The following is a 23,179-nucleotide window of genomic DNA, read 5'->3' on the forward strand; positions in this document are numbered from 1 at the left end:
GCGCGTGACAAGCAAGAACAGAACACAGGATCAACAATCCGATAATCAATTTTTTCAAGTTTTTTAGGAGGAAATAATTATGGTACCGAAAATCGAGACAATGGAAGTGATTCCCGTAGCAGGCTATGACAGCATGCTGCTCAATCTCTCCGGGGCGCATAGCCCGTTCTTCACCAGAAACATCGTGATCATGACGGATACCGATGGCTATACGGGTATCAGCGAGGTTCCGGGAACGAAGAAGGTCACCGATGTCTTGAACGAGGTCAAGCCGATGGTCATCGGCCAGCCCTTGAGCCAGTGGAAGAACATCGTGCGCAATATTCACGACAAGTATGCGTCCCTCGACGCGGGCGGCCGTGGCAACCAGACCTTCGATCTGCGCACCACCGTCCACGTACAGACCGCAGTGGAAACACCGATGCTCGATCTGTTGGGCAAGCATATGGAGGTTCCGGTGGCCGCGTTGCTCGGCGACGGGCAGGTCCGCGACCATGTTCGCTTCCTGAGCTATCTCTTCTACGTCGGTGACCGCACGAAGACGGATCTTCCTTATATCCATGATGACGACAATTCCGATGAGTGGGGTCGTATCCGTCGCGAGCCTGCGCTTGACCCGGATGCCATCGTCGCGCAGGCGAAGGCCACCACGGAGCGTTACGGCTTCCACGACTTCAAGCTCAAGGGCGGTGTGTTCGAAGGCAAGGAGGAAATCAAGGCCATCAAGGCTCTGAAGAAGGCCTTCCCCGACGCACGCATCACGCTTGATCCGAACCAGGGCTGGTCGTTGGAGGAAGCCATCGACCTGTGCAATGACATGACCGGCATACTCACCTATGTCGAGGATCCGTGCGGCGCCGAAGGCCGTTTCTCGGCCCGTGAGACGATGGCCGAGTTCCATCGCATCACCGGCTTGCCGACGGCGACGAATATGTGCGATACGGATTGGCGTGAAATGAAGGCGGCCATCCGCCTTGATTCGGTCACCATCCCGTTGGCCGACCCGCACTTCTGGACGATGGAGGGCTGCGTACGCGTCGCCCAGCTTTGCCACGACATGGACCTCACCTGGGGTGTGCATTCCAACAACCACTTCGACATCTCACTGGCCATGGTGGCACAATCCGCCGCCGCGGCTCCCGGCAAACTCAATGCTTGCGATACCCATTACATCTGGCAGGACGGTCAGTATCTCACCAAAAACCCGCCGAAGATCGAGAATGGCGAGATCGAAGTTCGCCGCGATGTGCCGGGTCTGGGCATCGAGGTCGACCGGGACGCTGTCGAAAAGGCGCACAAACTCTATGTCGACAACGATTGCGGCACCCGTGACGACGCTGTCGGCATGCAGTATCTCATTCCGGGCTGGAAGTTCGACCCGCATCGTCCTTCGATGGTGCGCTGAACGAGACCAGAAGAAAATATGGCCATGGCGGCGTAATGCCGGTGGATGGAGGCAAGCCGCCATGGCCGATCTCAAATCAGGAAGAATAGCTGAAAATCATGAGTGACAAGCAGACATTTAAAGGTATTTTCGTTCCGATTCTCACCCCGGTCGATGAGCATGAGAACATTAACGAGGCCAAGTTGCGCAAGCAGGTCGATTATGTCATCGAGCATGGCGTCGATGGCATACTGGCTTTCGGCAGCAACTCGGAATTCTATATGTTCGATGATGACGAGATGCTCGCTGCGACCACGATCATCAAGGATGAGGCCGCGGGCAGGGTGCCGGTCATGTTTGGTGTTGGCCATATACGTACAAGCAAGGCCATCGAATTGGCGCAGAGGGCCACGCAACTTGGCGTTGCTGCGGTCTCGGTGTTGCAGCCGATGTTTATCGAGCCCACAGCAGAAGCGCTTTATCATCATTATTCCACCATTGCGAAGGCGATCGCTCCGCAGCCCATGTTCATCTACAACAACCCGGGCCGTGCCGGTTATCCGGTTCCCGTCGACATCATGGTCCGTTTGGCCCATGACTGCGACAACATCATCGGGGTCAAGGATTCAAGCGGCAATGTCACCAACATCGAGGAATTGGTGCGTCAAACGCGGAACATCGATTTCGCCGTGTTCGCCGGCAAGGACACCATCGTCTACCCAAGCCTGTGCGTGGGTGGCGCCGGAGCCGTATGCTCCACAGCCAACATCTATCCGGATCTGGTATGCGGCATCTACGACAAGTTCGAGCAAGGGGACTATAAGGGTTCGCTGGAAGACCAGTTCAAGCTCAACCCCATACGCAACTCGCAGGATGCGGCCAGCTTCCCGTCGCCGACCAAAGACATGGCCAATCTCATGGGCATGGATGTCGGTCCTTCCATCCGTCCTACCGAGGCTGCGACAGGCGCCGCCCTCGATGGGATGAAGAAAGCCATGCGCGAAGCTGGATACCTATCCTGAGCTGTTTGAATATATTACGATAGGTAATCGGCAACAGGCAATGGTTTGCAGTCAATCAGGAGGAAGAATACGATGAACAGGTATTCGGTTCTTTTGGCGACGGATTCGTTTAAAGGCTCGGCTTCGAGCATAGAAGTGGAAAAGTTGCTTGAACGTGGAATACGTCGCGTCGCGCCGGACTGCACGGTCCTCGAATATCCCATCGCAGATGGCGGGGAAGGTACCGTTGAGGCGGTGATGGCGTCCAAGGGAGGAGACCTCCGTGATGTTCATGTTCGGGGGCCGCTGGGAGCGGATGTCGTTGCCAAGTACGTCCTTTCCGATGACGACGCCATCATCGAAATGGCGCAGGCCAGTGGCCTGACCCTCATCGAGCAGAACCGCGAAAACGCGCTGAACGCTTCCACGTTCGGTGTCGGGCAGATGATTCTCGATGCGTTGGATGCCGGTGCAAAGCGAATCTTCATCGGTTTGGGAGGCAGTGCGACCAGCGATGGCGGTGTCGGTATGGCCAAGGCGCTGGGCGTGCGGTTTTTCAATGCCGACGGCGAATACGTGCCCTGTGGTTTGGCAGGACTTGAGAACCTGACATCCATCGATTGGTCGGATGCCGATCCGCGCATCCTCAAGACGGAATTCGTCGCGCTGACCGATGTCTCCAACACGCTGGTAGGTCCCGACGGTGCGGTGCACATTTACGGTCCGCAAAAGGGGCTTGGCGCCCGTGACCTTGACCGTTTTGATCAGTGGATGAGCCAATATGCCAAGCTGCTTTTCGATGTCGCCGGCTTCGATGTCGCCTCCGTCGCCGGGGCAGGCGCGGCAGGCGGACTCGGCGCCGCGTTGGTCGCTTTCTGCGGCGCCGAGATCAAAAGCGGCATCGATACTGTCCTCGACATCATCGGCATTGAGAAAGTCATGCCGCATGTCGATCTGGTCATCACCGGCGAAGGCAGGATGGATTCGCAATCGGCCAATGGCAAGGCTCCGATCGGCGTAGCCCTAAGGGCCAAGAAATTCGGCGTGCCCGTTGTGGCTGTGGTGGGCAGTCGTGCCGATGATTTGGGCGGTGTCTATGAAGAAGGTATCGATCTGGTGCTTTCCTGCGTTTACGAACCGACATCTCTTAAGCGGTGTATGGCGCGTGTGACCGAAACGGTACCGATTGCAGGGGAGAGCGCGATGCGCGCCTTTCTGATGGCAAAAAGGACCTGAAACAGACTTGTTTCCCGGTCTCTATGAACGGGGACATCAGAATCTCATTGATTTTGTATAGAAAGGAACATAATGAAAGTTGGATTTGTAGGATTGGGAATCATGGGCAAGCCCATGGCAATCAACGTTCTGAAGGCCGGCCATCAGGTCGTTGGCTATGACCGCAATACGTCGAACATCGCTTCTGTCGTCGAAGCGGGCGGCGAAGAGGGAAAGAGCGGCAAGGACGTTGCACAGCGTTGCGATGTTGTCATCACCATGCTGCCGAATTCTCCGAACGTGGAAAGCGCGCTGTTCGATAAGGACGGCATCGCCGAAGGTCTGAGCGCAGGCAAGGCCGTCATCGACATGAGCTCCATCGCACCTCTGGCCAGCCGTGATTTCGGTAAGCGCCTGGGCGAGATGGGAGTCGACTTCCTTGACGCCCCGGTTTCCGGCGGCGAGCCCAAGGCCGTCGACGGCACCATCGCGGTGATGGTCGGCGGCGACGAGAAGGTCTTCGCCAAGTATGAGGACCTGCTCAAGACGATGGCATCGACGGTCACCCTGGTCGGTGAGATTGGAGCCGGCAATATCACCAAGCTAGCCAACCAGATGATCGTGGCCATCAACATCGCGGGCATCTCCGAGGCGTATTCGCTGGCGAAAAAGGCTGGCGTCGACCCGGAGCGTGTCTATCAGGCCATCCGCAGTGGTCTGGCGGGCAGTGTGGTCATGGATCAGAAGTCCGAGAAGATCTTCTCCGGCAACTTCGACCCCGGTTTCCGTATCGAACTGCATATCAAGGATCTGCAGAACGTCATGGACACCTCGCATGGCATCAATGTCTCGGCGCCGTTCAGTGCGCTCGCCATGGAGATCATGCAGTCGCTCAAGGCCCATGGCCACGAGAAGGAAGACCACAGCGCCATCGCAGAATGGTACGAGATGGTCAATGATATGAAGCTTCAGAAGGACTGAAAGCTTTTAGAAAATCATTCGGATTCGACGGGATTCGGCGGTTGACCTGCAATCAGGCATTGATCTGGTTGCAGGCCGTCGTCGAATCTCGTTTTGTTCATAATATTTTGGTTTTGCCGTTTTGATGTTGAAATGATGTGTGGCAACGTCGAATTCAGCAAGGTCGTTTACACTGGGAAGCTATGACCGCTCAGCAACCGAAAAAGCGCCAAAGCAAGCGCAAAACCAGCAAGGACATGCAGCGCGTCTATCTTCGCCGCCGCATCGTCGTGGGTGTGGTCGCGCTGGCGCTTCTGGCACTGATCGGGTTCGGCGTTTACGCGCTTACGACCAAGGTCATCGCCACTCACGGCGGGCATGGCGGGCAATCGTCTTCAAGCTCCGTTTCCGGAAGCAGGAAAAAGACACTGGCCAAGAAACCCGGAAAGTCCGATAATAATAAAAACAATCAGGATGATAAAGCCAATCAGGGCGGCGTCAGGAAATGCGGCGCAAAGGACGTCAAGCTGGAACTGAGCCCCGTTTCTCAGAGTGTAGAACTCGGCGGATCGCTTGATTTCAAGGCCACCATCCGCTATGAGGGCAACGATTCCTGCGTGGTTGACGCCTCCAACGCCTCGCGCATCCTTACCATTTACACGATTTCGGACGACGGTTCGGCTTCGGACTCGGATTCGGATTCCGGTAACGATTCCGCTTCAAAATCCGGTTCCGACACGAATTCCAAGTCGGGTTCGTCTTCTAAATCGGGTTCGTCTTCCGGTACTTCCAACGATGGTTCGGATTCCGAGGCGGATGACAATGCCGACGCGGCCTCAAGCGAGCAGAATGGCGACACCATCTGGAGTTCCGCCGCCTGCCCCGCGGATTCCCGTAATCTCCTGATGGCCAAGGGTGACAAGGACGTGCAGAAAATCACCTGGCCGGCCGACAAAACCGGTTCCACCTGCGTGCCCGACAATCAGCTTCCGCGCGTGAAACGTGGCACCTATCTGGCCCAGCTGAGCCTCAAAGGCCACCCGGACGTGAAAAGCGAGAAGGTCCCGGTTATCGTCAAATAACCGGTAATATATTTCGAATGCTTGGGGAATAACGGAATCGCCGTAATCGCGCGTCGGATAATCCGGCAAGTTCAAACAATCGGCATACCCGGATAATTGGGAAGCACCCGGACAATCTGTCAGGTCTAAACAATGGGCGTGCCCGGATAATCAGGAAACACGCGAAGTTCAGACGATTCCTAGAGGCCAGAAGCCCGGACGATCCCTAAACGATGGATTCCCTGAAGTACTTGTTCATCCTGTTGATGAGCAGCCTGACTTTGGCGCCTTTGAGCCGCGTGTAGTTGCCCTTGGAATCCTCAAGCTGGGCGACGCCGGAGTGCCGACCGAGCGGCAGGATCGTGCCGTAGGGTTTGAAAACGAACCGGTAGGTGCGCCCGCCCTGCAGCAGCGAGATAACGTTGCTTGCGGCGCAGTCTGCCTGCTGAATGGCGAGCTGGGCGCTGGCCGGGTAGACGCGGCCGGTCTGCGGGTTTGGCACGGCAGAAACGTCGCCGATCACGAATTCCCGCGGCCAGCCTCCGTCGGCCTCCACCACCGATAGGTCGTCGCGGACGATGACGCGGTTGAATTTCTGGGCATAGCCCGAGACCGGAACGACCTCGCTGCCGCGGATTCCCGTCGCCCAGACGATGGTGTTGGCGCGGAAAGCCTGGTCGCCGACGAAGACGGTGCCCGGCTCGACCTTGGTGACCCGCGAAGAAGGATGGAAAATGACGCCGCTGCCACCCAGATCCTCCATGATCCATTCGGTGAGTTTTGCGTCGAAACGATAAAGGGGCTTGGGGTTGGAGGCGAAGCAGTGGACTTCCATCCGGTCGGCCGGCACGCCGAATTGCTTGGCAAGCCCCGGAATCTGGTCCAGCAGCGCGGCCATGAACGCGACGGCCGAGAATCCGTCTCCGCACACCGCGATGCGCAGGTCGTAAGGGTTCTGGCTCAAGCGGTAATCCGTGAGCACGCGCTCGACGTGGCTTCGTGCGCTCATCGCGTCGTTGAGGGTGATCAGCGGCAGCACGTTGCCGGTGGCTCCCGGGACGTCCGGCGTCGAGGAGGCACCACCCAGCGCGTTGATCAGATAGTCGTAGAAGACCAGCCCGTTTTTGCGCAGTTCGACGGCCCGGATGTCGTGGTCGATCCTCATCACTTCGTCGATAACCAGGGAGACCCTCGGGTCAACCGTTTCGCGCAGGTTGAAGCTGATTTCGGAGGGATCGGTTCTTCCGACGGCCACTTCGTGGAGTCGTGCGGTGTCGTAGTGGTAAACATCCCTGTTGACCAGCATTATTTCCGCGTCCGGGTTCTGAGCGACGAGCTGCTTAACGGCATGCAAGCCCGCATAACCAGCCCCAAGTACCATGATTCTTCTCATGAAATCTTCCGATGCAATCTAGAGTTCCAGCAGTAACCGCTCTTATATCAAATTTAATCATACTATGATACTTGAAGTTGCCAAGGCGGTCATTCTTTGCATGTTTTATAATATACATCACTTATTACATTTTTATAATATATATCATTTATTGGATACATTACCGGAGTTTGTGTAAATCTCCAAGGCCTGTTTCGTGGCGCTTGCTATTTCGTCTCAATGCCGTGTATAATAAATATTTTGCATAAGGTGTGTCATATTGCGGGCATGCTCTAACGATGAAGCGCCCGCGTAGTGTAGCCGTTTGCGGCGCGTTTCCTTGGAAAATGAATTTGAAAGATCAAGCGAGCGATAAGGAACGTCCATTGGCTGAAAATAAGCTCAAGACGAACACCACACAAGTCATCGCACGCGCCGATGAGCACGACATCAAGTTGCATAAGGCGTCGGACCGTGTGAATTTCGGTTCCATCAGGGAACCCATCGATGTGCCCTACCTTCTGGGGGTGCAGACCGATAGCTTCGATTGGCTCATCGGCAACGCACGCTGGAAGAAGAAGGCCGAAGCCGATATCAAGGCCGGCACCAACAATGTGGCCCATACTTCGGGCCTGCAGGAAGTCTTCGAGGAGATCTCCCCGATCGAGAACTTCGCGCAGACCATGAGCCTGACGTTCTCCGACCCGTACTTCGAGGAACCGCGCCACACGGTCCAGGAGTGCAAGGAGAAGGATTACACCTATTCCGCACCGCTTTACGTCAACGCGGAATTCGAGAACGGCGACACCGGCGAGATCAAGAGCCAGACCGTTTTCATGGGCGATTTCCCGCTCCAGACCCCGCATGGCACCTTCATCATCGGCGGCACCGAGCGCGTCATCGTCTCGCAGCTCGTTCGTTCCCCGGGCGTCTACTTCGATCGCACGCCGGACCGCACCAGCGACAAGGAGGTCTTCGGTGCGAAGATCATCCCGTCGCGCGGCGCATGGCTCGAGTTCGAGATCGACAAGCGTGACGTTTTGGGCGTGCGCGTCGACCGCAAGCGCAAGCAGTCCGCCATCGTCTTCCTCATGGCCATCGGCATGACCAAGGACGAGATCGCGAAGTCCTTCAAGGATTATCCGCTCGTGCTCGATGCCCTCGAGAAGGAGACCATCAACACGCAGGACGAGGCCCTGACCGACCTCTACCGCAAGATCCGCCCGGCAGATACAGCCACCCCGGAAGCCGGCAAGAACCTGCTGGAGTCCTTCTATTTCAACAACCACCGTTACGATCTTGCACGCGTCGGCCGCTACAAGATCAACCGCAAGCTCGGCCTCGAAGCCGATCCGACCGATCGCAGCCTTTCCCGCGAAGACATCATCGCCACCATCAAGTACCTCGTGGCACTGCATGCCGGCGACAAGACCTTCCCCGGCAAGCGTGATGGCAAGGACGTCGACCTTCGCGTCGAAACCGACGATATCGACCACTTCGGCAACCGTCGTATCCGCCAGGTCGGCGAGCTCATCCAGAACCAGCTGCGCACCGGCCTGAGCCGTATGGAGCGCGTGGTTCGCGAGCGTATGACAACTCAGGACGCCGAGGCCATCACCCCGCAGTCCCTGATCAACATCCGTCCGGTCAACGCGACGATCAAGGAGTTCTTCGGAACCTCCCAGCTCTCGCAGTTCATGGACCAGAACAACCCGCTTTCCGGCGTGACCAACAAGCGTCGTCTCTCCGCGTTGGGCCCCGGTGGCCTTTCGCGCGATCGTGCCTCCATGGAGGTCCGCGACGTCCACCCGTCCCACTTCGGACGTATGTGCCCAATCGAATCCCCTGAAGGCCCGAACATCGGCCTTATCGGATCTCTGGCAACCTTCGGCCGCGTCAACCCGTTCGGTTTCATCGAGACCCCGTATCGCAAGGTCGTCGATGGCCACGTCACCAACGACATCGAATACATGACCGCTGACCGCGATGCCGAACACGTCATCGCACAGGCCAACCAGAAGCTGGATGAGAACGGCAACTTCGTCGAGAAGACCGCACTTGTGCGTGCAGGCGAGGACGAGGCCGTCGATGTGCCGGTCTCCGAGGTCGACTACATGGACGTCTCCCCGCGCCAGATGGTTTCCGTCGGCGCTTCGCTGATTCCGTTCCTGGAGCACGACGAGGGCCACCGAGCACTGATGGGCACCAACATGCAGCGTCAGGCCGTTCCGCTCGTGAAGTCCGAGCGCCCGCTGGTGGGCACCGGCGCCGAATGGCGCACCGCCTACGATTCCGGCGACACCATCCTGAGCGAGAAAGACGGCGTGGTCACCTACGTTTCCGCGGATATCATTCGCGTCACCAACGACGACGGAACCCAGTCGAGCTACAAGCTTGCCAAGTTCCAGCGTTCCAACCAGACCACCAATTACAACCAGGTGCCGCTGGTCCATGACGGCGAGCGCGTTGAGCGTGGCAGCGTCCTGGCCGACGGCTCGGCCACCGAAAAGGGCGAGCTGGCGTTGGGCAAGAACGTGCTGGTCGCGTTCATGCCTTGGAACGGTTACAACTACGAGGACGCCGTCATCATTTCCCAGCGTCTGGTGAAGGACGACACCTATTCCTCGATCCACATCGAAGAGTATGAAATCGACGCCCGCGACACCAAGCTCGGTGCCGAGGAAATCACCCGCGACCTGCCGAACGTCGGCGAGGAAGCGGTGGCCAACCTCGACGAGCGCGGCATCATCCGCATCGGCGCCGAGGTCGAGGCCGGCGACATCCTGGTCGGCAAGGTCACGCCTAAGGGCGAGACCGAGCTCACCCCTGAGGAGCGTCTGCTTCGCGCCATCTTCGGCGAGAAGAGCCGCGAAGTGCGCGATACCTCGCTGCGTGTGCCTCACGGCGAGACCGGCACGGTCATCTCCATCAAGGAAATCACCCGCGACGAGGCCGAAGAGGACGGCGACGAGCTGCCCAACGGCGTCAATTCGATGATTCGCGTTTACATCGCCCAGCATCGTAAGATCACGGTGGGCGACAAGATGTCCGGCCGCCATGGCAACAAGGGCTGTATCTCCCGCATCCTTCCGGAGGAGGACATGCCGTTCCTGCCCGATGGCACCCCGATCGACATCATGCTGAACCCTCTGGGCGTGCCTAGCCGAATGAACCTGGGCCAGGTGCTGGAACTGCACTTGGGCTGGATCGCTCACGCAGGCTGGGACATCAAGCTCGACCCGGATCTCGAGGCCGAATGGAAGAAGTACGTGCCGCAGGGCGCCGAGCATGGCGACCCGAACACCCCGGTGGCCACCCCCGTCTTCGACGGTGTGCGTCCCGACGTGATCCAGGGCCTCCTGCGGAGCACCCTTCCCGATCGCGACGGCAACAAGCTCGTGGGCGAAGACGGCAAGGCGACCTTGTTCGACGGCCGTACCGGCGAACCCTTCCCGAAGCCGATTTCCGTGGGTTACATGTACATGCTCAAGCTGCACCACCTCGTGGACGACAAGATCCACGCGCGTTCCACCGGCCCGTACTCCATGATCACCCAGCAGCCGCTGGGCGGCAAGGCACAGTTCGGCGGCCAGCGCTTCGGTGAGATGGAGGTGTGGGCCCTCGAGGCCTACGGCGCCGCCTACACGCTGCACGAGATGATGACCACCAAGTCCGATGACGTCGACGGCCGCGTGCGCGCCTATGGTGCCATTGTGAAGGGCGAGAACCTGCCGCCGGCCGGCATTCCCGAGTCCTTCAAGGTGTTGCTTAAGGAAATGCAGTCCCTTTCGCTCAACGTCGAAGTGCTCAACGCTGACGGCGTGGCCATCGACCTGAACGACGCGGAGGATGACCCTGTGGGCAACTCCAACGATCTCGGCTTCAACATCGGCGCCCGCCCGGACGCCGCGGCCAAGGACGATCAGGCGGCGCCTCAGCCGGAATACCGCTAGAGGCAACGCTTAACAAATACGGCTTAGCCCGGGGCTTGGCGATACATAGAAAACCAAGCCCGGCAAGCCGGCCGAAAATCGTAATTGTTACCAATTGGAAGACAGGACAACATAGTGCTGGACGTCAACGCATTTGACAAACTGAGGATCGGACTCGCCACTACCGAGGACATCCACAAGTGGAGTTACGGCGAAGTCAAGAAGCCGGAAACCATCAACTATAGAACTTTGAAGCCCGAGAAGGACGGCCTGTTCGGAGAGCAGATCTTCGGACCGACCCGCGACTGGGAGTGCGCCTGCGGCAAATACAAGCGCGTCCGTTTTAAGGGCATCGTCTGCGAACGCTGCGGCGTGGAGGTCACCAAATCCCGCGTCCGCCGTGAGCGCATGGGCCACATCGAGCTGGCCGCACCGGTAACGCACATCTGGTTCTTCAAGGGTGTGCCGAGCCGTTTGGGCTATCTGCTTGACATCGCGCCGAAGGACCTCGAAAAGGTCATCTACTTCGCGGCCTACATGGTCACGAGTGTGGACGAAGAGCAGCGCCAGCAGGATCTGCCGGATCTGCAGGACGAATTCGACACCGAGATCGCACAGCTCAACAAGCGCCGCGACAACGAGATCGAGGAACGCGCCAAGAAGCTCGAGGCCGACATGGCCGAGCTCGAGGCCAGCGGCGATGCCAAGGGCAGCGCCAAGTCCAAGATCCGCAACTCCGCCGAGCGCGAGATGGCGGCCATCCGCCAGCGCTACGACGATCAGGCACAGCGTCTTGCCGCCGTGTTCGACCGCTTCAAGACCCTGAAGCCGGGCGACATGGAAGGCGATGTGGACCTGTGGCAGGAAATGGTCGACCGCTACGGCGACTATTTCGAAGGTTCCATGGGTGCCGAAGCCATTCAGCAGCGTCTGCGTGACTTCGACCTCGAAGCTGCCGCCAAGCAACTTCGCGAAGAGATCGACACCGGCTCCGGTCAGCGCAAGGCACGCGCTCTGAAGCGCTTGAAGGTCGTCAACGCATTCCTCACCACGGACAACAAGCCCGAGGCCATGGTCTTGAACGCCATTCCGGTCATTCCTCCGGATCTGCGCCCGATGGTGCAGCTCGATGGCGGCCGTTTTGCGACCTCTGATCTCAATGATCTCTATCGTCGTGTGATCAACCGCAACAACCGTCTGAAGAGGCTCATCGAACTCGGTGCCCCCGAGATCATGCTCAACAACGAGAAGCGCATGCTGCAGGAAGCCGTCGACTCCCTGTTCGACAACGGCCGTCGTGGCCGCCCTGTCACCGGCGCCTCGAACCGCCCGCTGAAGTCCCTGAGCGATATGCTCAAGGGCAAGCAGGGCCGTTTCCGTCAGAACCTCTTGGGCAAGCGCGTGGATTATTCCGGCCGTTCCGTGATCGTCGTCGGCCCGTCGCTGCGTATGCACCAGTGTGGTCTGCCGAAGCCGATGGCCCTGGAGCTCTTCAAGCCCTTCGTCATCAAGAAGCTCGTGGACCAGAACTACGCGCAGAACATGAAGAGCGCCAAGCGCTTGGTCGACCGTCAGGATTCGTCCGTCTGGGACGTGCTTGAGGATGTCATCAGCGAGCACCCGGTGCTCCTGAACCGTGCGCCTACGCTGCACAGGCTCGGCATTCAGGCCTTCGAGCCGATCCTGGTCGAAGGCAAGGCCATCCACCTGCCGCCGCTCGCCTGCGCCGCGTTCAACGCGGACTTCGATGGCGACCAGATGGCAGTCCATCTGCCGCTGAGCGTCGAGGCACAGGCCGAAGCTCGTTCCTTGATGATGGCTTCCGACAACATCCTGAAGCCGGCAGATGGCCACACCGTCACCATGCCTTCTCAGGATATGATCCTGGGTCTCTACTTCCTTTCCACCGTCGTTGAAGGTGCCAAGGGCCAGGGCCGCGTGCTCGGTTCTCCCGAGGAACTGCGCATGGCCGTCGACCGCAACGACGTCGACGTGCAGGCCAAGGTGCTCGTGCGCCTGCCCAAGGACTTCGTGCTCCCCACCGATTGGGAACCTAGCGAGCTCAAGGTCGTCGACCCCGAGCCGGGCAGCCCGGACGTGGTCAAGGAAGAGCGTTTCAAGGACGGTTCCGTCCTCTTCGCCACTTCCTACGGCCGTCTGAAGTTCAACGAGACCCTGCCGGTCGACTACCCGTTCATCAACGAGCAGGTCGCCAAGGGCAAGCTCTCCACGATCGTCGACGACATCGCCACGCGTTACTCCACCGCTCAGGTGGCCGCGACGCTGGACGCCCTGAAGGATCTCGGCTTCACCCGTGCTCCTTGGTCGGGTGTCACGATGTCCTTCTCCGACATCGTCGAGCCGCCGGAACGTCTCGACATCATCCATGACTACGAAGGCCAGGCCGACAAGGTCAATGACCAGTATGAGATGGGTCTGTTGACCGAAGAGGAACGCCGTCAGGAGCTCATCAACCTGTGGACCGAATGCACCGACAAGGTCGCGGACGCCATGCGCGATAACTTCAAGGACGACAACAACGTCAACATCATGGTGCAGTCCGGAGCCCGAGGCAACTGGATGCAGATTCGCCAGATCTCCGGTATGCGAGGACTTGTGGCGAACCCGAAGGGCGAGATCATCTCCCGTCCTGTCAAGTCCAACTACCGTGAAGGCCTCTCTGTCTTGGAATACTTCATCTCCCAGCACGGCGCCCGCAAGGGTTTGGCCGATACCGCACTTCGTACCGCGGAATCCGGCTATCTGACCCGTCGTCTCGTCGACGTGGCCCAGGAGGTCATCGTTCGCGAAGAGGATTGCGGTACCAAGAAGGGTCTGGCAATCAAGATCGCCGACCGCGATGAGGACGGCAATCTCGTGCTCGTCAAGGATGCTGACGGCGGCCCATACTCCCGTCTGCTTTCCAACGACGTCATCGACCCAAAGGACGGCAAGACCGTGCTCTACAAGCGCGATGATGCCCTTTCCATGGACGTGTTGCGCGATATGGTCGCCCACGGCGTTGAAGAGGTCAAGGCACGCAGCGTGCTGACTTGCGAGTCCAAGCGCGGCGTGTGCGCGAAGTGCTATGGCTGGTCGCTGGCCACCAACCGCTTGGTGGATGTCGGCGAGGCCGTCGGCGTCGTCGCGGCACAGTCCATCGGCGAGCCCGGTACGCAGCTCACGCTTCGTTCCTTCCACTCCGGCGGCGTCGCTTCCGCTTCCGATATCACCCAGGGTCTTCCCCGTGTCACCGAGCTCTTCGAGGCGCGTACGCCTAAGGGCGAGGCTCCGATCACGGAGTATCCGGGCACTGTCAAGGTCGAGGATTCCGACCACGGCCGCCAGGTCACGCTGACCCCGGACGACACGACCATCGAGCCGATCACTTATCCGGTGACCCGCCGTGCGCCGCTCTTGGTCAAGGACGGCGACCACGTCGACACCGGTACCCAGCTGATCGAAGGCTCCGTCGATCCGAAGAAGATTCTTCGTATCTTGGGACCCCGCGCGGCTCAGGTCAACATCGTGGAGGGCGTGCACGACGTGTACCGCTCCCAGGGCGTGGATATCCACGACAAGCACCTTGAGGTCATCGTCCACCAGATGCTTCGCCGCATCACGGTGATCGATTCCGGCACCACGAACCTGCTGCCTGGCGAACTGGTCGATCAATCCAAGTTCCGCGACGCCAATATGAAGGCCGTCAAGGAGGGTGGCAAGCCCGCCGCCGGCCGTCCAGAGCTTCTGGGCATCACCAAGGCTTCACTGGCCACCGATTCCTGGCTCTCCGCCGCTTCGTTCCAAGAGACCACCCGTGTGCTTACGGAGGCCGCTTTGGAGCAGAAGTCCGACGAGCTCAAGGGCCTGAAGGAGAACGTCATCATCGGCAAACTCATTCCTGCCGGCACCGGCCTGGCGCGTTACCGCAACGCGACGGTCGAGCCCGACAAGGCCATCCGCGACACCATCTACCCGAACTTCGGCTTGGGCGGCGACACCGCGAACACCGACTTCGGCGAAGGTGGCATGGACGATATGGACTTCTCCAATATCGACTTCGGCGACCTGAAGCTTGGCGACGACTTCAACCCCGATGACTTCCTCAACGATCAGGGCGGGGCCACCGAGCTGGGTGGAGACACCGATTTCACTTCAGGCGCAGATACTGGAGCCGACGATTCCGGCTCGCAGGTCTCTAGTTGATGTGAATGCAAGGCAGTCTGATAAGTAGCGTCTTTTCCTAAGTTTTAAAGGGTCTTGTTCTTTTACTTTTTTGCATACAAGTGGTAAAAGAACAAGACCCTTTAATCTCAGTTTGGTCTTTTAAAAGTTTTAGCCGATTTTCATATTCTCTTGAAGAAGATGACGGCTAGCCGGATAATGTGATGATATCAGTGTTGATTAATGATGTGAATGCCAGCTGTAGCAAATATTACATTAAAGATGACGACTGCAATCACCAATGATACTATAAGAATGATGCTTGGATGCATCAGACGAGTTATTGCCCAGAATACGATGAAAACAGTGAATAGATATGTTCCCAAAAAAATCGAGAGCCAACAAATGATTCTCAACTGTCTAAGGATACCAGACTTGCTTTGATTTGTTAGTAATGCGTAAAGAAGATTAAGCATTACTATCGACAAAGCGGCAGTTGCAACAGATATAACTAATAAGGAAATGCTAATTAAAATTCTGGTTTTTGCAACCTCTGGCCAAGCGTTTATCGATTCGGTGATTGAATCCTGTGCAATAGCTGTAAGTAGGATAATTATGCACACAAGGATCGCTTGAATTGCAGTCATTGCGATCCTTGTAATTTTATCGTATTTCATACTGTAGTTTTATAAGAATACTGGAAAACGGTTTTTTGCGCCCAAGGATTTAAACTATCGTTGACTGTTCTGCTCACGGTCTGACCTGGATAGAAGCCGGGACCAAGAGAAGCATTGGAACATTGCCAACCAAGCACATCATTTCCGCCTCTTGTGTATTTGAAGCAGACCTGAATGACTCGTCTGGGTGTCACATAATTAGGTGACCTATAATCTTTTTTCCCAGATGCATATGCTTTTCCGGTGTACCAGAGTTGCATCTGCTCATTACTGGATGCATAGCTTGAACCAAAACGGAAATTTGTCAGAGAGCGGGTCATGCCGTGAGGGTCAAGCTCGACTTTACCGCTATGGACTTCCACGCCGTCTCCTGCTGTGACGCGTACCCCATCGGGAGAGACATACGTGGGAGATAGGACATATTGGTCAGTCAGAGGTGGTTGTGGCCCAGAATCAGCTGCATTGGCACTTGGGGAAGCCGTACCGATAACAAGAAAGACGGCTGCAGTACCTGTTGTAATAAATTTTAAGATACTTTTTTTAAACATTACAATCTCCTTTGATATTTACGCAATTGTTTTAATTGTATTGCGTAAATAAACCTTATCATCTGATATTTTTTATTGATATTGATTTTTCATTATCTTCACAAAGTATATTGAGTTAGCGATTAAAGGGCTAAGTTTGTTGAATTTCGGAGAGATTTAATGATAGTTCTATCGAGAATGTTGCGGTTCTGCGCTACCATGGCCTCTATGAGCACTTTGCCTTTTCCGCCACCACCGGAGCTTGGTTGGTATGACGATGACGCTACAGTTGTATCCGCGAACCAGACTTCGGCCGATTGGTCCGCCAAGGATCCAGGCACGGCCCAGACCCCGCAGACGATCGTAGACAGCACTGCCGCGACCAGCAGGCCCGCCGTCGACGATTCCTGGACCTCCTCTGCCCCGCAGACCAACAGCGAGGGCGATATCGAGGACTGGGACGGCACGGTGCTTTCCAGCGCGTTCATGGGTAAGAAGCCGATGAAGCGTTACCGCCTGCACAACGATGCCACCGGCCAGGATATCGAGCTGACCAAGAGCGCCCTGCTGGGCCGCAACGTTTCGGCCACCGTGCCGCAAGGCGCGATGTCCATCAAGCTCGCCGATCCGACGCGCACGGTTTCGCGCAACCATGCCGCCGTGAGCTACGACAAGGACGGTACGCTCTGGATTGAGGACTATGGTTCGCTCAACGGCACCTACATCGTCGAAGACGACCACGAGCAGCAGGTCAAAGACAGCCCGGTTCTGCTGAAGGCCCCCACGACGCTGCGTATCGGCGACCAGTTCTTCAAGCTCACCGAGGTCGAGGACTGATTAGCCTTTAGGGCGATGAAGTCCGTTCCCAGGCTTTGCAATACTTCAAATAACAAATAACGGATGTCCCGCTACCCGATGATTCGGTAGGGTAGCGGGACATCCGTTATTTAATAAGCCATGCTCCGACTCGGCTGTTGGCAGGCCGGCGCAAACCGGCCGACCGCCGTAAGCGACTTGGCCGGATCGGCCACAAGCACTATTGCCGTGTGGCCAGGGCGGCGTCGATGGCCGGGTCGTGCAGCTGGGCGAGCCAGTTCAGCAGCTCCGGGTAGGTGTTGGGGTTGCGGGCCAGGCACGGGCGCAGCTCGGGGGCGTACTGGGCGATGCTGGCGATGGTCATCTGGTCGGTGTTCGGGTCGAGTGCCTGCTCGGCCGTGTATCCGTAGGCGTTCGTGGCGACAGGCATTTGCTGGTTGTAGCCTGTGGTGGCGGTGGTCGGTTGCTGTGCCGAATACTGGTTGGTGTTGGTCAGTTGCTGCGTCGCGTACTGGTTGGTGGCGGTGGTGGCAGCATACTGTCCGCTGGGAGAGACATATTGTCCGTTGGCGGCTTGCTGGTCGGCGATATAAGGTGTTGAAGCCTGCGGCTGCGCCTGTTGGCCGCCATAATAAGCCGTGGTTGAAGTCTGGGCCGGCTGTTGGGTCGCTACCTGCTCCACCGCGGCCTGCTGGGCCGGTGCCTCTTGGACCGAAACGCCGACTTCGGGCACCTCGAAGCCCATGGATTTGAGTGTCTCACGGGCTCGGTCGTCGCCGAACTCGGCGAGCCAACGCTTCAGTCCCGGGTAGGCACGTGGGTTCGCGGCCACGTTCGCGCCGAAATCGGGGTTTTCGTAGGCGACTTTCGCCAGCATGACTGGGTCTGCGTCGGAATCCTGAACAATGGTGACAGCGGTGTCGTAATCAACCATTTGCTTCACTTCCCTTTCTTATCGGATGAACCGCACGACGTTCATCTGGCTTGTTGTTATCGATAGTTTACTGCTTTACTAATAAATGATTATATCGGTTCGTTTTCGTTATGTCGCGCGAATGACGCACGGATGAAATAAAAAACGAAGAATTGATGGAAATTTTATGTATGCAGGCTGTCAAGCGTGATGTCCCCGATGGTCTCCAGCTCCTCTCCGTCGTCGAGCTTGCTGGCGTGCCAAGGTTCGTCATAGGGCCTATCCGGCCACACATCGACGACGATGACCGTGATGTTGTCTTTGCCGCCGGCTGCAAGCGCGGCCTTGACAAGTGCCTCCATGGCGCGTTCCGGGTCCGGGTTCGCCTGGCAGATCGCTGCGATTTGCGCGTCGGGGACTTCGGAATACAGTCCGTCGGAGCATACGACGAAACGGCCGGACGGCACCACGGCGTAGAAATCGGGCCTGACGCCCTGCGGCGCGCCGATGCACTGGGTGATGACGTTGCGGGGGATGGTCGCGTTGGCCATCTGCGGCGACATCAGCCCGGCGTCGATGGCCTGTTGGCGCTGGGAATGGTCCTTAGTGACATGGCTGATCGAGGACGCGATCGCGTTGCCCCGAGCGTCGAGGTCGAAATGGTAGGTGCGGGAATCGCCGACGTTGATCACGTACCAAAGCGGCGCCTGCTCGTTGCCGTCCTCGCCGGGGCGGGCGGGCAGGATGATGCCGGTGGCCGTCGTTCCGGCCACACCGCCGAGGTCCTGGCCCAGCTCATAGACATCGTCTTGGGCCGTATCCAACGCGGATTCGATAATCTGCCTCGACCTGATCGGTTCACCGGCGATGGCTTTGAAGTGTTCGGCGGTCAGCGCGCTGGCGCGTTCCCCGCCGACACCTCCTCCCATGCCGTCACAGACCATGTAGACGCCGGATTCGTTGACTCCCGAGTCCTGGTTGTTGCGGCGTTTTCTGCCGATATCGCTGCCCATGGCCGCACGGATATGTGGATGCTCAGACATGATCAGCGACCTTTCTGTTTGGCGGATTTTCGTTTCGAATGCACACCTTTGAGTATAGACGTGCTCTTTGTCGCATTCGTCTTCGAGGTTTTGCGCGGCTTGGCGCCCGAAGCGTTTGTGGAAGCCGCCTTCCTGAACCGTTTGAGGTTGAGGTGCGGCATATGGAAGACGCCCTTGAGCGAAAGACGGGTACGCAGACGGCGCATGCGGGGCTGGTTGGCGAGGATGGCCTTGCGCATGGCCTTGACGCGCTTCCAGTAATCCGCCGAGGCATCCTTCTGAGGCTTCTCGCCGGAGAAGGCGACCCAATCGGCCTCGCGTGAAAGCAACCTCAGCTGCTCGAGATCGATCGGACGGCTCTTGGCCGATGTCTTTCTCTTCCGGGCTTTGGTCGCTTTCCTGGCTGCCTTTTTCGCCGTTTTTTCGGTCGCTTTCCTGGCCTTGCGGCTCGTCGCCTGGCCTGCTTCGGGAACCATTAACGCTGCGGCCGAGGTGGCTGCCGCGTCTTCGGTTGCGGCGTGAAGCGCCTTGTCGATCTGCTCGACCTGGTGCCGGCGGGTGCCGGAGGTCTTGATGCCGCTTTGGTCGGCGAGCATATCGATGGCCTTCCAGCCGGAGGCGATGCGCTGCCCCGAGCTGCCGCGACGGGCCATGACGGCCAGTTGGATGGCTTTGATCAGGAGGATCAGTCCGCAGATGATGAGGATGATCCACAACGGACTGCCGTAGATGGCCACCTTCTCAGCGATTTCGAGGATCCGCATCAGCATGGCGTTGCCGTTCTGGTTGCCGGCATCCGCGCCGTCGAGCGAGGACTGGTCGCGGGCTTGGTTCTGGTCGTGCAAAGGATCGACCAGCGGCACCGGAGGCTGGCGCACGAGGGTCTTCGGGTTCGGAGGGGTCAGGTCCTGGTTCTTGTTCGGGACCTTCGTCTCCTTGGGCGTGGGGTAGAAGGGGACCCAGCCGTAATCCTTGAAGTTGATCTCGACCCAGGCTTCGATGTCGTTGCCGGTGAAGTTCGTTTCGGTGACGCCGTCCTTGCCGTGTGAGGTGCGGGACTTGGTGATGTTGCCGTCCTTGTCTTTCGGGATGAAACCGAGCACCACGCGCGAAGGGAGGTTCAGCTCGCGGGCCATCATCGCCATCGCCGAAGCGTACTGCTCGCTGTCGCCGACCATCGCGGTGCCGCCGAGCATGGAATCGATGCGGAAGTTGCCGTGGCCGGGCAGGGAAGGATAATCACCCGCAAGGCCGTGGGAGAACCAGCCTTTGGTCTTGAGCGCGGTGGCGAGCGTCTGTGCGGTCGCGCCGTCGCTGGACTGCCTGCCGGTGAGGGACGGAGCGAGCTTGCTGGCGCTGTCGGGGATGTCCTTGGCCTCGGGCTGCGTGATGCGCTGGGCGCTGGCGTGGGTGATCTGCTGCTGGCTCGGCAAGTCGGCGATGACGCCGGATTCGGTGTAGGTCTGCCCGCCCAGGGAGCTGTTCGACACAATGGCGGAATGCGTGCCCATGTTGTAGTAGAAGTCCTGGGTGTTCATCCCGATCGACGTGGCATCGCCGGCCAGGGGCAGCCATTGCTCGGAGAAGCCTTTGTGCACCTTGAAGGTGGCCTTGAACTGCTCGCCCTGCGTGTTGTTGGCGATACTGCTGCCGATCTTGCGGTAATCCGAGGAATCGCTGGCATCGGTGGAATCCGAAAGGTTCCAGACGTTGCCGTCGAAGCGGTCCATGACGGCCAGACGCACCGGAGTACCGGCGGGAAGCCCCGAAACCGAAAGCAGCGTTTCCTTCTTGTGGTATTTGACGTAGGAACGCATGTCGCTCAACGGGCTCGTGTATTGGTGCGGGTCGAGCGGCGGGTTGTAGCGGTCGCGCAGGGTGAGACGGTGCTGGGGGACGATCAGGGTCGTGCCGAAGGAAAGGCCGACGGCGAGGACGATGATGATGATCATGCTTATCGGCCGGCGCATATCCAGCGATTGCCAGCGCCAGGAGAGCCAGATGACCAATGCCAGCATGGCGATGATGCCGCAGACCGGGCGCAGCGTGCCGTAGGCGGTGCCCAGAAGCGCGCTCGCCGCGAGGTTCAACGCCAGCGGGAAGACGGTGATCAGATTGATCTTGTTGCTCGCCGAAACCGCGAAGACGCCCGCGAGGAACGCCGTCCACAGGTTGAGCGTCCACAGCGCCATCAGGCTGCCGTTGGCGTTGCCGAGCGGGGGAATGACGGCGATGACGTATTTGAACGAGCCGAAGGTCTGTATGAAGCCTTGGGTGATGGTCTGCAAACTCGGCACGATATGCGCGATGGTGGTGTCGTTGAGGGCAATGACGGGCCCGACGAGGAACTGGGCGAGGACCAGGAAGACGATCTGCCACCACAGTTTCAACGCCGGATTGACGCCGGCCAGCGCGATCAGCACGCCCAGCAGTGCGGCTGGAATCGCTGCCGTGGCCCAAACCAGAACATTGCCGTAGACGTCGATGAGATTTGCAGAATTGAGGCACACGGCGGCAAGGACGATCAGGGCGCCGATGGAGGCGGTGGCCCAGGGCCGGCGCACGGTGACGAATCTCTGGCGCTGGCCGTCGCTGGTGGCCGTTAGCGCAATCGGGGTGCGGGTGGTACTCGCCCAGGTGCCGGTGGTGCCGGCCGTGCCGGTGAAATCGGGCAGGGATGCCGCCGCGGAAGCCGGAGCGTTGGCCCGGTCCGCCGCATTGAAGGAATCACTCATAGGATTGGTGCCGCTCATTTCAGCGCCTCCATGATCAGTGGAAGATCGTCGAGGGAGGCGAGCGTGGCCAGGGTGAAGTCATCGTATTGGTGGATGGCGTTGCCGGCGATGGGGTCGATCTGCAGCATGACGCAGATGGATTCGCGGCTCAGCGCGGCGGCGATGCGACGCAGGCGTTCGAGTTTCGTGCCCGAGCCGACCACGAAGAAATAGAACGAGGCGCCGGGACTGGTGGCAAGAGTCGCGACGGCAAGGTTCGGGTTCTCATCCATATCAGGCTTGACCCCGCTCATCCAGTCGAGGAATGGCATGGCTCCGCGCGGGATCAGGGAATCCGAGGCGGCCTGGATGGACAGCGGACGGTCTTCGATCAGGCATTCGGTGCCGATGGAGGCGGCGATACTCACGGCCAGCTCGAATTCGTCTTCGGTCGAGTAGTCGGTGGGGTTGACTCCCAGCGTGATAGAGGTGTCGGTGCGTTTGGTGGCTTCGTACTGGCGGACCATCATCGTGCCCGTTTTCGCTGAGGAAAGCCAGTGGACGTTGCGCATGTCGTCGCCGGGGCGGTATTCGCGCAGGCCGTAGAAATCAAGGTCGTCGTCGACCACCTGGCCGGAGGGGCTGCCCTCGAGGTCGCGGAAAATGCCGGAATCAAGGCTGTTCAGGAAAACGGTTTTCGGATGGATGAAGACGTTGACCGATTGCGAGAGTGACTGTTCGTGGCGGACGATGCCGAAAGGATCGCCCTTGCTGATCTTCAGCGGGCCTACCGGCAGGATCGCGCGCGAGGTGGCGCGGAACTCGACTTGCTCGTTCTTGGCCTTGCCCGGGGCCAGCGCGGGGATGCGGAAACGCTGGTGCATCTCGCCCATCGGCAGGTCGCCGAGTACGCTGACGGTCGGGCTTTTGCCGGGGTTGGAGATCTTGACGTCGACTTTGACATGTTCGCCGACGGTGATGCGGTTATCGGAAACGGATAGTGCCGCATGAAACTTTGTATTACCGAGTGACATGGCGATGCCGCTCACCAACATGACCAGACCGATGATTCCGCAGACCAGCAGCTCGTGCCATCCCAGCGCAGGGAACGCCGCGAGGCAGACCACGGCCATGCCGGTGAGAGACCAACCCAGCGGCGAGACGTAGGCAGTGAGCCATCCGGGCAGCCTCTTGCGCGCAATCGCCGCACGGTGGCGCGCCTTGAGTGTCAGACGTGCAAGGCGGGTGTTGTTTTCCAGCAGGCTGGGTCTGCGCCCCTTGAGGCGGCGAGCCCCTTTGCGGCGGCGGCCGTCGCCCACCGCAAAGGCCCCGTTTTGCGAGGATGCGGGAAAACCGGGCTGCATCGCCTGCGGCTGGTGTCGGTTTCTGGAAAAGTGCAT

General features: G+C 58.8%; 15 protein-coding genes. 8 read left to right on the forward strand and 7 right to left on the reverse strand.

The window, feature by feature from the left end; translation table 11 throughout:
• Nucleotides 1–79 precede the first annotated feature (79 nt).
• The 5 genes from PT279_RS02010 to PT279_RS02030 all read left to right on the forward strand — a co-directional run bounded on the left by PT279_RS02010 (nt 80) and on the right by PT279_RS02030 (nt 5,642).
• Nucleotides 80–1,405: an enolase C-terminal domain-like protein gene (locus tag PT279_RS02010; protein WP_277164950.1), complete on the forward strand. Its 1,326-nt coding sequence runs from the start codon at nt 80–82 to the stop codon at nt 1,403–1,405.
• Between the two features lie 98 nt (nt 1,406–1,503).
• A complete protein-coding gene (locus PT279_RS02015) occupies nt 1,504–2,406 on the forward strand; it encodes a dihydrodipicolinate synthase family protein (protein WP_277164952.1) in 903 nt (300 codons plus the stop codon).
• Nucleotides 2,407–2,478: 72 nt separating this feature from the next.
• Nucleotides 2,479–3,621: a glycerate kinase gene (locus tag PT279_RS02020; protein ID WP_277164954.1), complete on the forward strand. Its 1,143-nt coding sequence runs from the start codon at nt 2,479–2,481 to the stop codon at nt 3,619–3,621.
• Nucleotides 3,622–3,693: 72 nt separating this feature from the next.
• Nucleotides 3,694–4,581: a 2-hydroxy-3-oxopropionate reductase gene (gene garR / locus PT279_RS02025; protein WP_277164956.1), complete on the forward strand. Its 888-nt coding sequence runs from the start codon at nt 3,694–3,696 to the stop codon at nt 4,579–4,581.
• 182 nt (nt 4,582–4,763) lie between these two features.
• Entirely contained in the window at nt 4,764–5,642 is an 879-nt protein-coding gene (locus tag PT279_RS02030; protein WP_277164958.1) for a hypothetical protein, read from the forward strand.
• A gap of 205 nt (nt 5,643–5,847) precedes the next feature.
• Here the strand turns inward: PT279_RS02030 and PT279_RS02035 are convergent, their stop codons facing one another.
• The gene (locus PT279_RS02035) at nt 5,848–7,002 is read right to left on the reverse strand and encodes an FAD-dependent oxidoreductase (protein ID WP_277164960.1); all 1,155 of its coding nucleotides are present in this window, start codon (nt 7,000–7,002) and stop codon (nt 5,848–5,850) included.
• A gap of 338 nt (nt 7,003–7,340) precedes the next feature.
• On the opposite strand from PT279_RS02035, the gene rpoB reads away from it, so the two are divergent.
• Entirely contained in the window at nt 7,341–10,946 is a 3,606-nt protein-coding gene (rpoB, locus tag PT279_RS02040; protein WP_277164962.1) for a DNA-directed RNA polymerase subunit beta, read from the forward strand.
• A 114-nt stretch (nt 10,947–11,060) separates the two neighbouring features.
• Nucleotides 11,061–15,131, forward strand: coding sequence for a DNA-directed RNA polymerase subunit beta' (locus tag PT279_RS02045; RefSeq protein ID WP_277164964.1), 4,071 nt, complete (start codon nt 11,061–11,063; stop codon nt 15,129–15,131).
• Nucleotides 15,132–15,319: 188 nt separating this feature from the next.
• Here the strand turns inward: PT279_RS02045 and PT279_RS02050 are convergent, their stop codons facing one another.
• Together PT279_RS02050 and PT279_RS02055 are read right to left on the reverse strand one after the other, a co-directional pair.
• A complete protein-coding gene (locus PT279_RS02050) occupies nt 15,320–15,736 on the reverse strand; it encodes a hypothetical protein (RefSeq protein ID WP_277164965.1) in 417 nt (138 codons plus the stop codon).
• A 26-nt stretch (nt 15,737–15,762) separates the two neighbouring features.
• The gene (locus PT279_RS02055; RefSeq protein WP_277164966.1) at nt 15,763–16,314 is read right to left on the reverse strand and encodes a hypothetical protein; all 552 of its coding nucleotides are present in this window, start codon (nt 16,312–16,314) and stop codon (nt 15,763–15,765) included.
• A 207-nt stretch (nt 16,315–16,521) separates the two neighbouring features.
• On the opposite strand from PT279_RS02055, the gene PT279_RS02060 reads away from it, so the two are divergent.
• On the forward strand, nt 16,522–17,130 hold the full coding sequence (locus PT279_RS02060) for an FHA domain-containing protein (RefSeq protein WP_277164968.1): 609 nt from the start codon (nt 16,522–16,524) through the stop codon (nt 17,128–17,130).
• Nucleotides 17,131–17,329: 199 nt separating this feature from the next.
• On the opposite strand, the gene PT279_RS02065 is transcribed toward PT279_RS02060, so the two are convergent.
• The 4 genes from PT279_RS02065 to PT279_RS02080 form a co-directional block, all read right to left on the reverse strand.
• The gene (locus tag PT279_RS02065; protein WP_277164970.1) at nt 17,330–18,043 is read right to left on the reverse strand and encodes a hypothetical protein; all 714 of its coding nucleotides are present in this window, start codon (nt 18,041–18,043) and stop codon (nt 17,330–17,332) included.
• Nucleotides 18,044–18,207: 164 nt separating this feature from the next.
• Nucleotides 18,208–19,065 carry a serine/threonine-protein phosphatase gene (locus PT279_RS02070; RefSeq protein WP_277164972.1) on the reverse strand — a complete coding sequence of 286 codons (858 nt, stop codon included), beginning with the start codon at nt 19,063–19,065 and terminating at the stop codon, nt 18,208–18,210.
• A gap of 2 nt (nt 19,066–19,067) precedes the next feature.
• Entirely contained in the window at nt 19,068–21,818 is a 2,751-nt protein-coding gene (locus tag PT279_RS02075) for a transglutaminase domain-containing protein (protein ID WP_277164974.1), read from the reverse strand.
• The gene (locus tag PT279_RS02080; RefSeq protein WP_277164976.1) at nt 21,815–23,179 is read right to left on the reverse strand and encodes a DUF58 domain-containing protein; all 1,365 of its coding nucleotides are present in this window, start codon (nt 23,177–23,179) and stop codon (nt 21,815–21,817) included. The genes PT279_RS02075 and PT279_RS02080 overlap by 4 nt, the downstream gene beginning before the upstream one ends.

It is taken from the genome of Bifidobacterium sp. ESL0784 (assembly GCF_029433295.1).
Classification (GTDB): Bacteria; Actinomycetota; Actinomycetes; order Actinomycetales; family Bifidobacteriaceae; genus Bifidobacterium.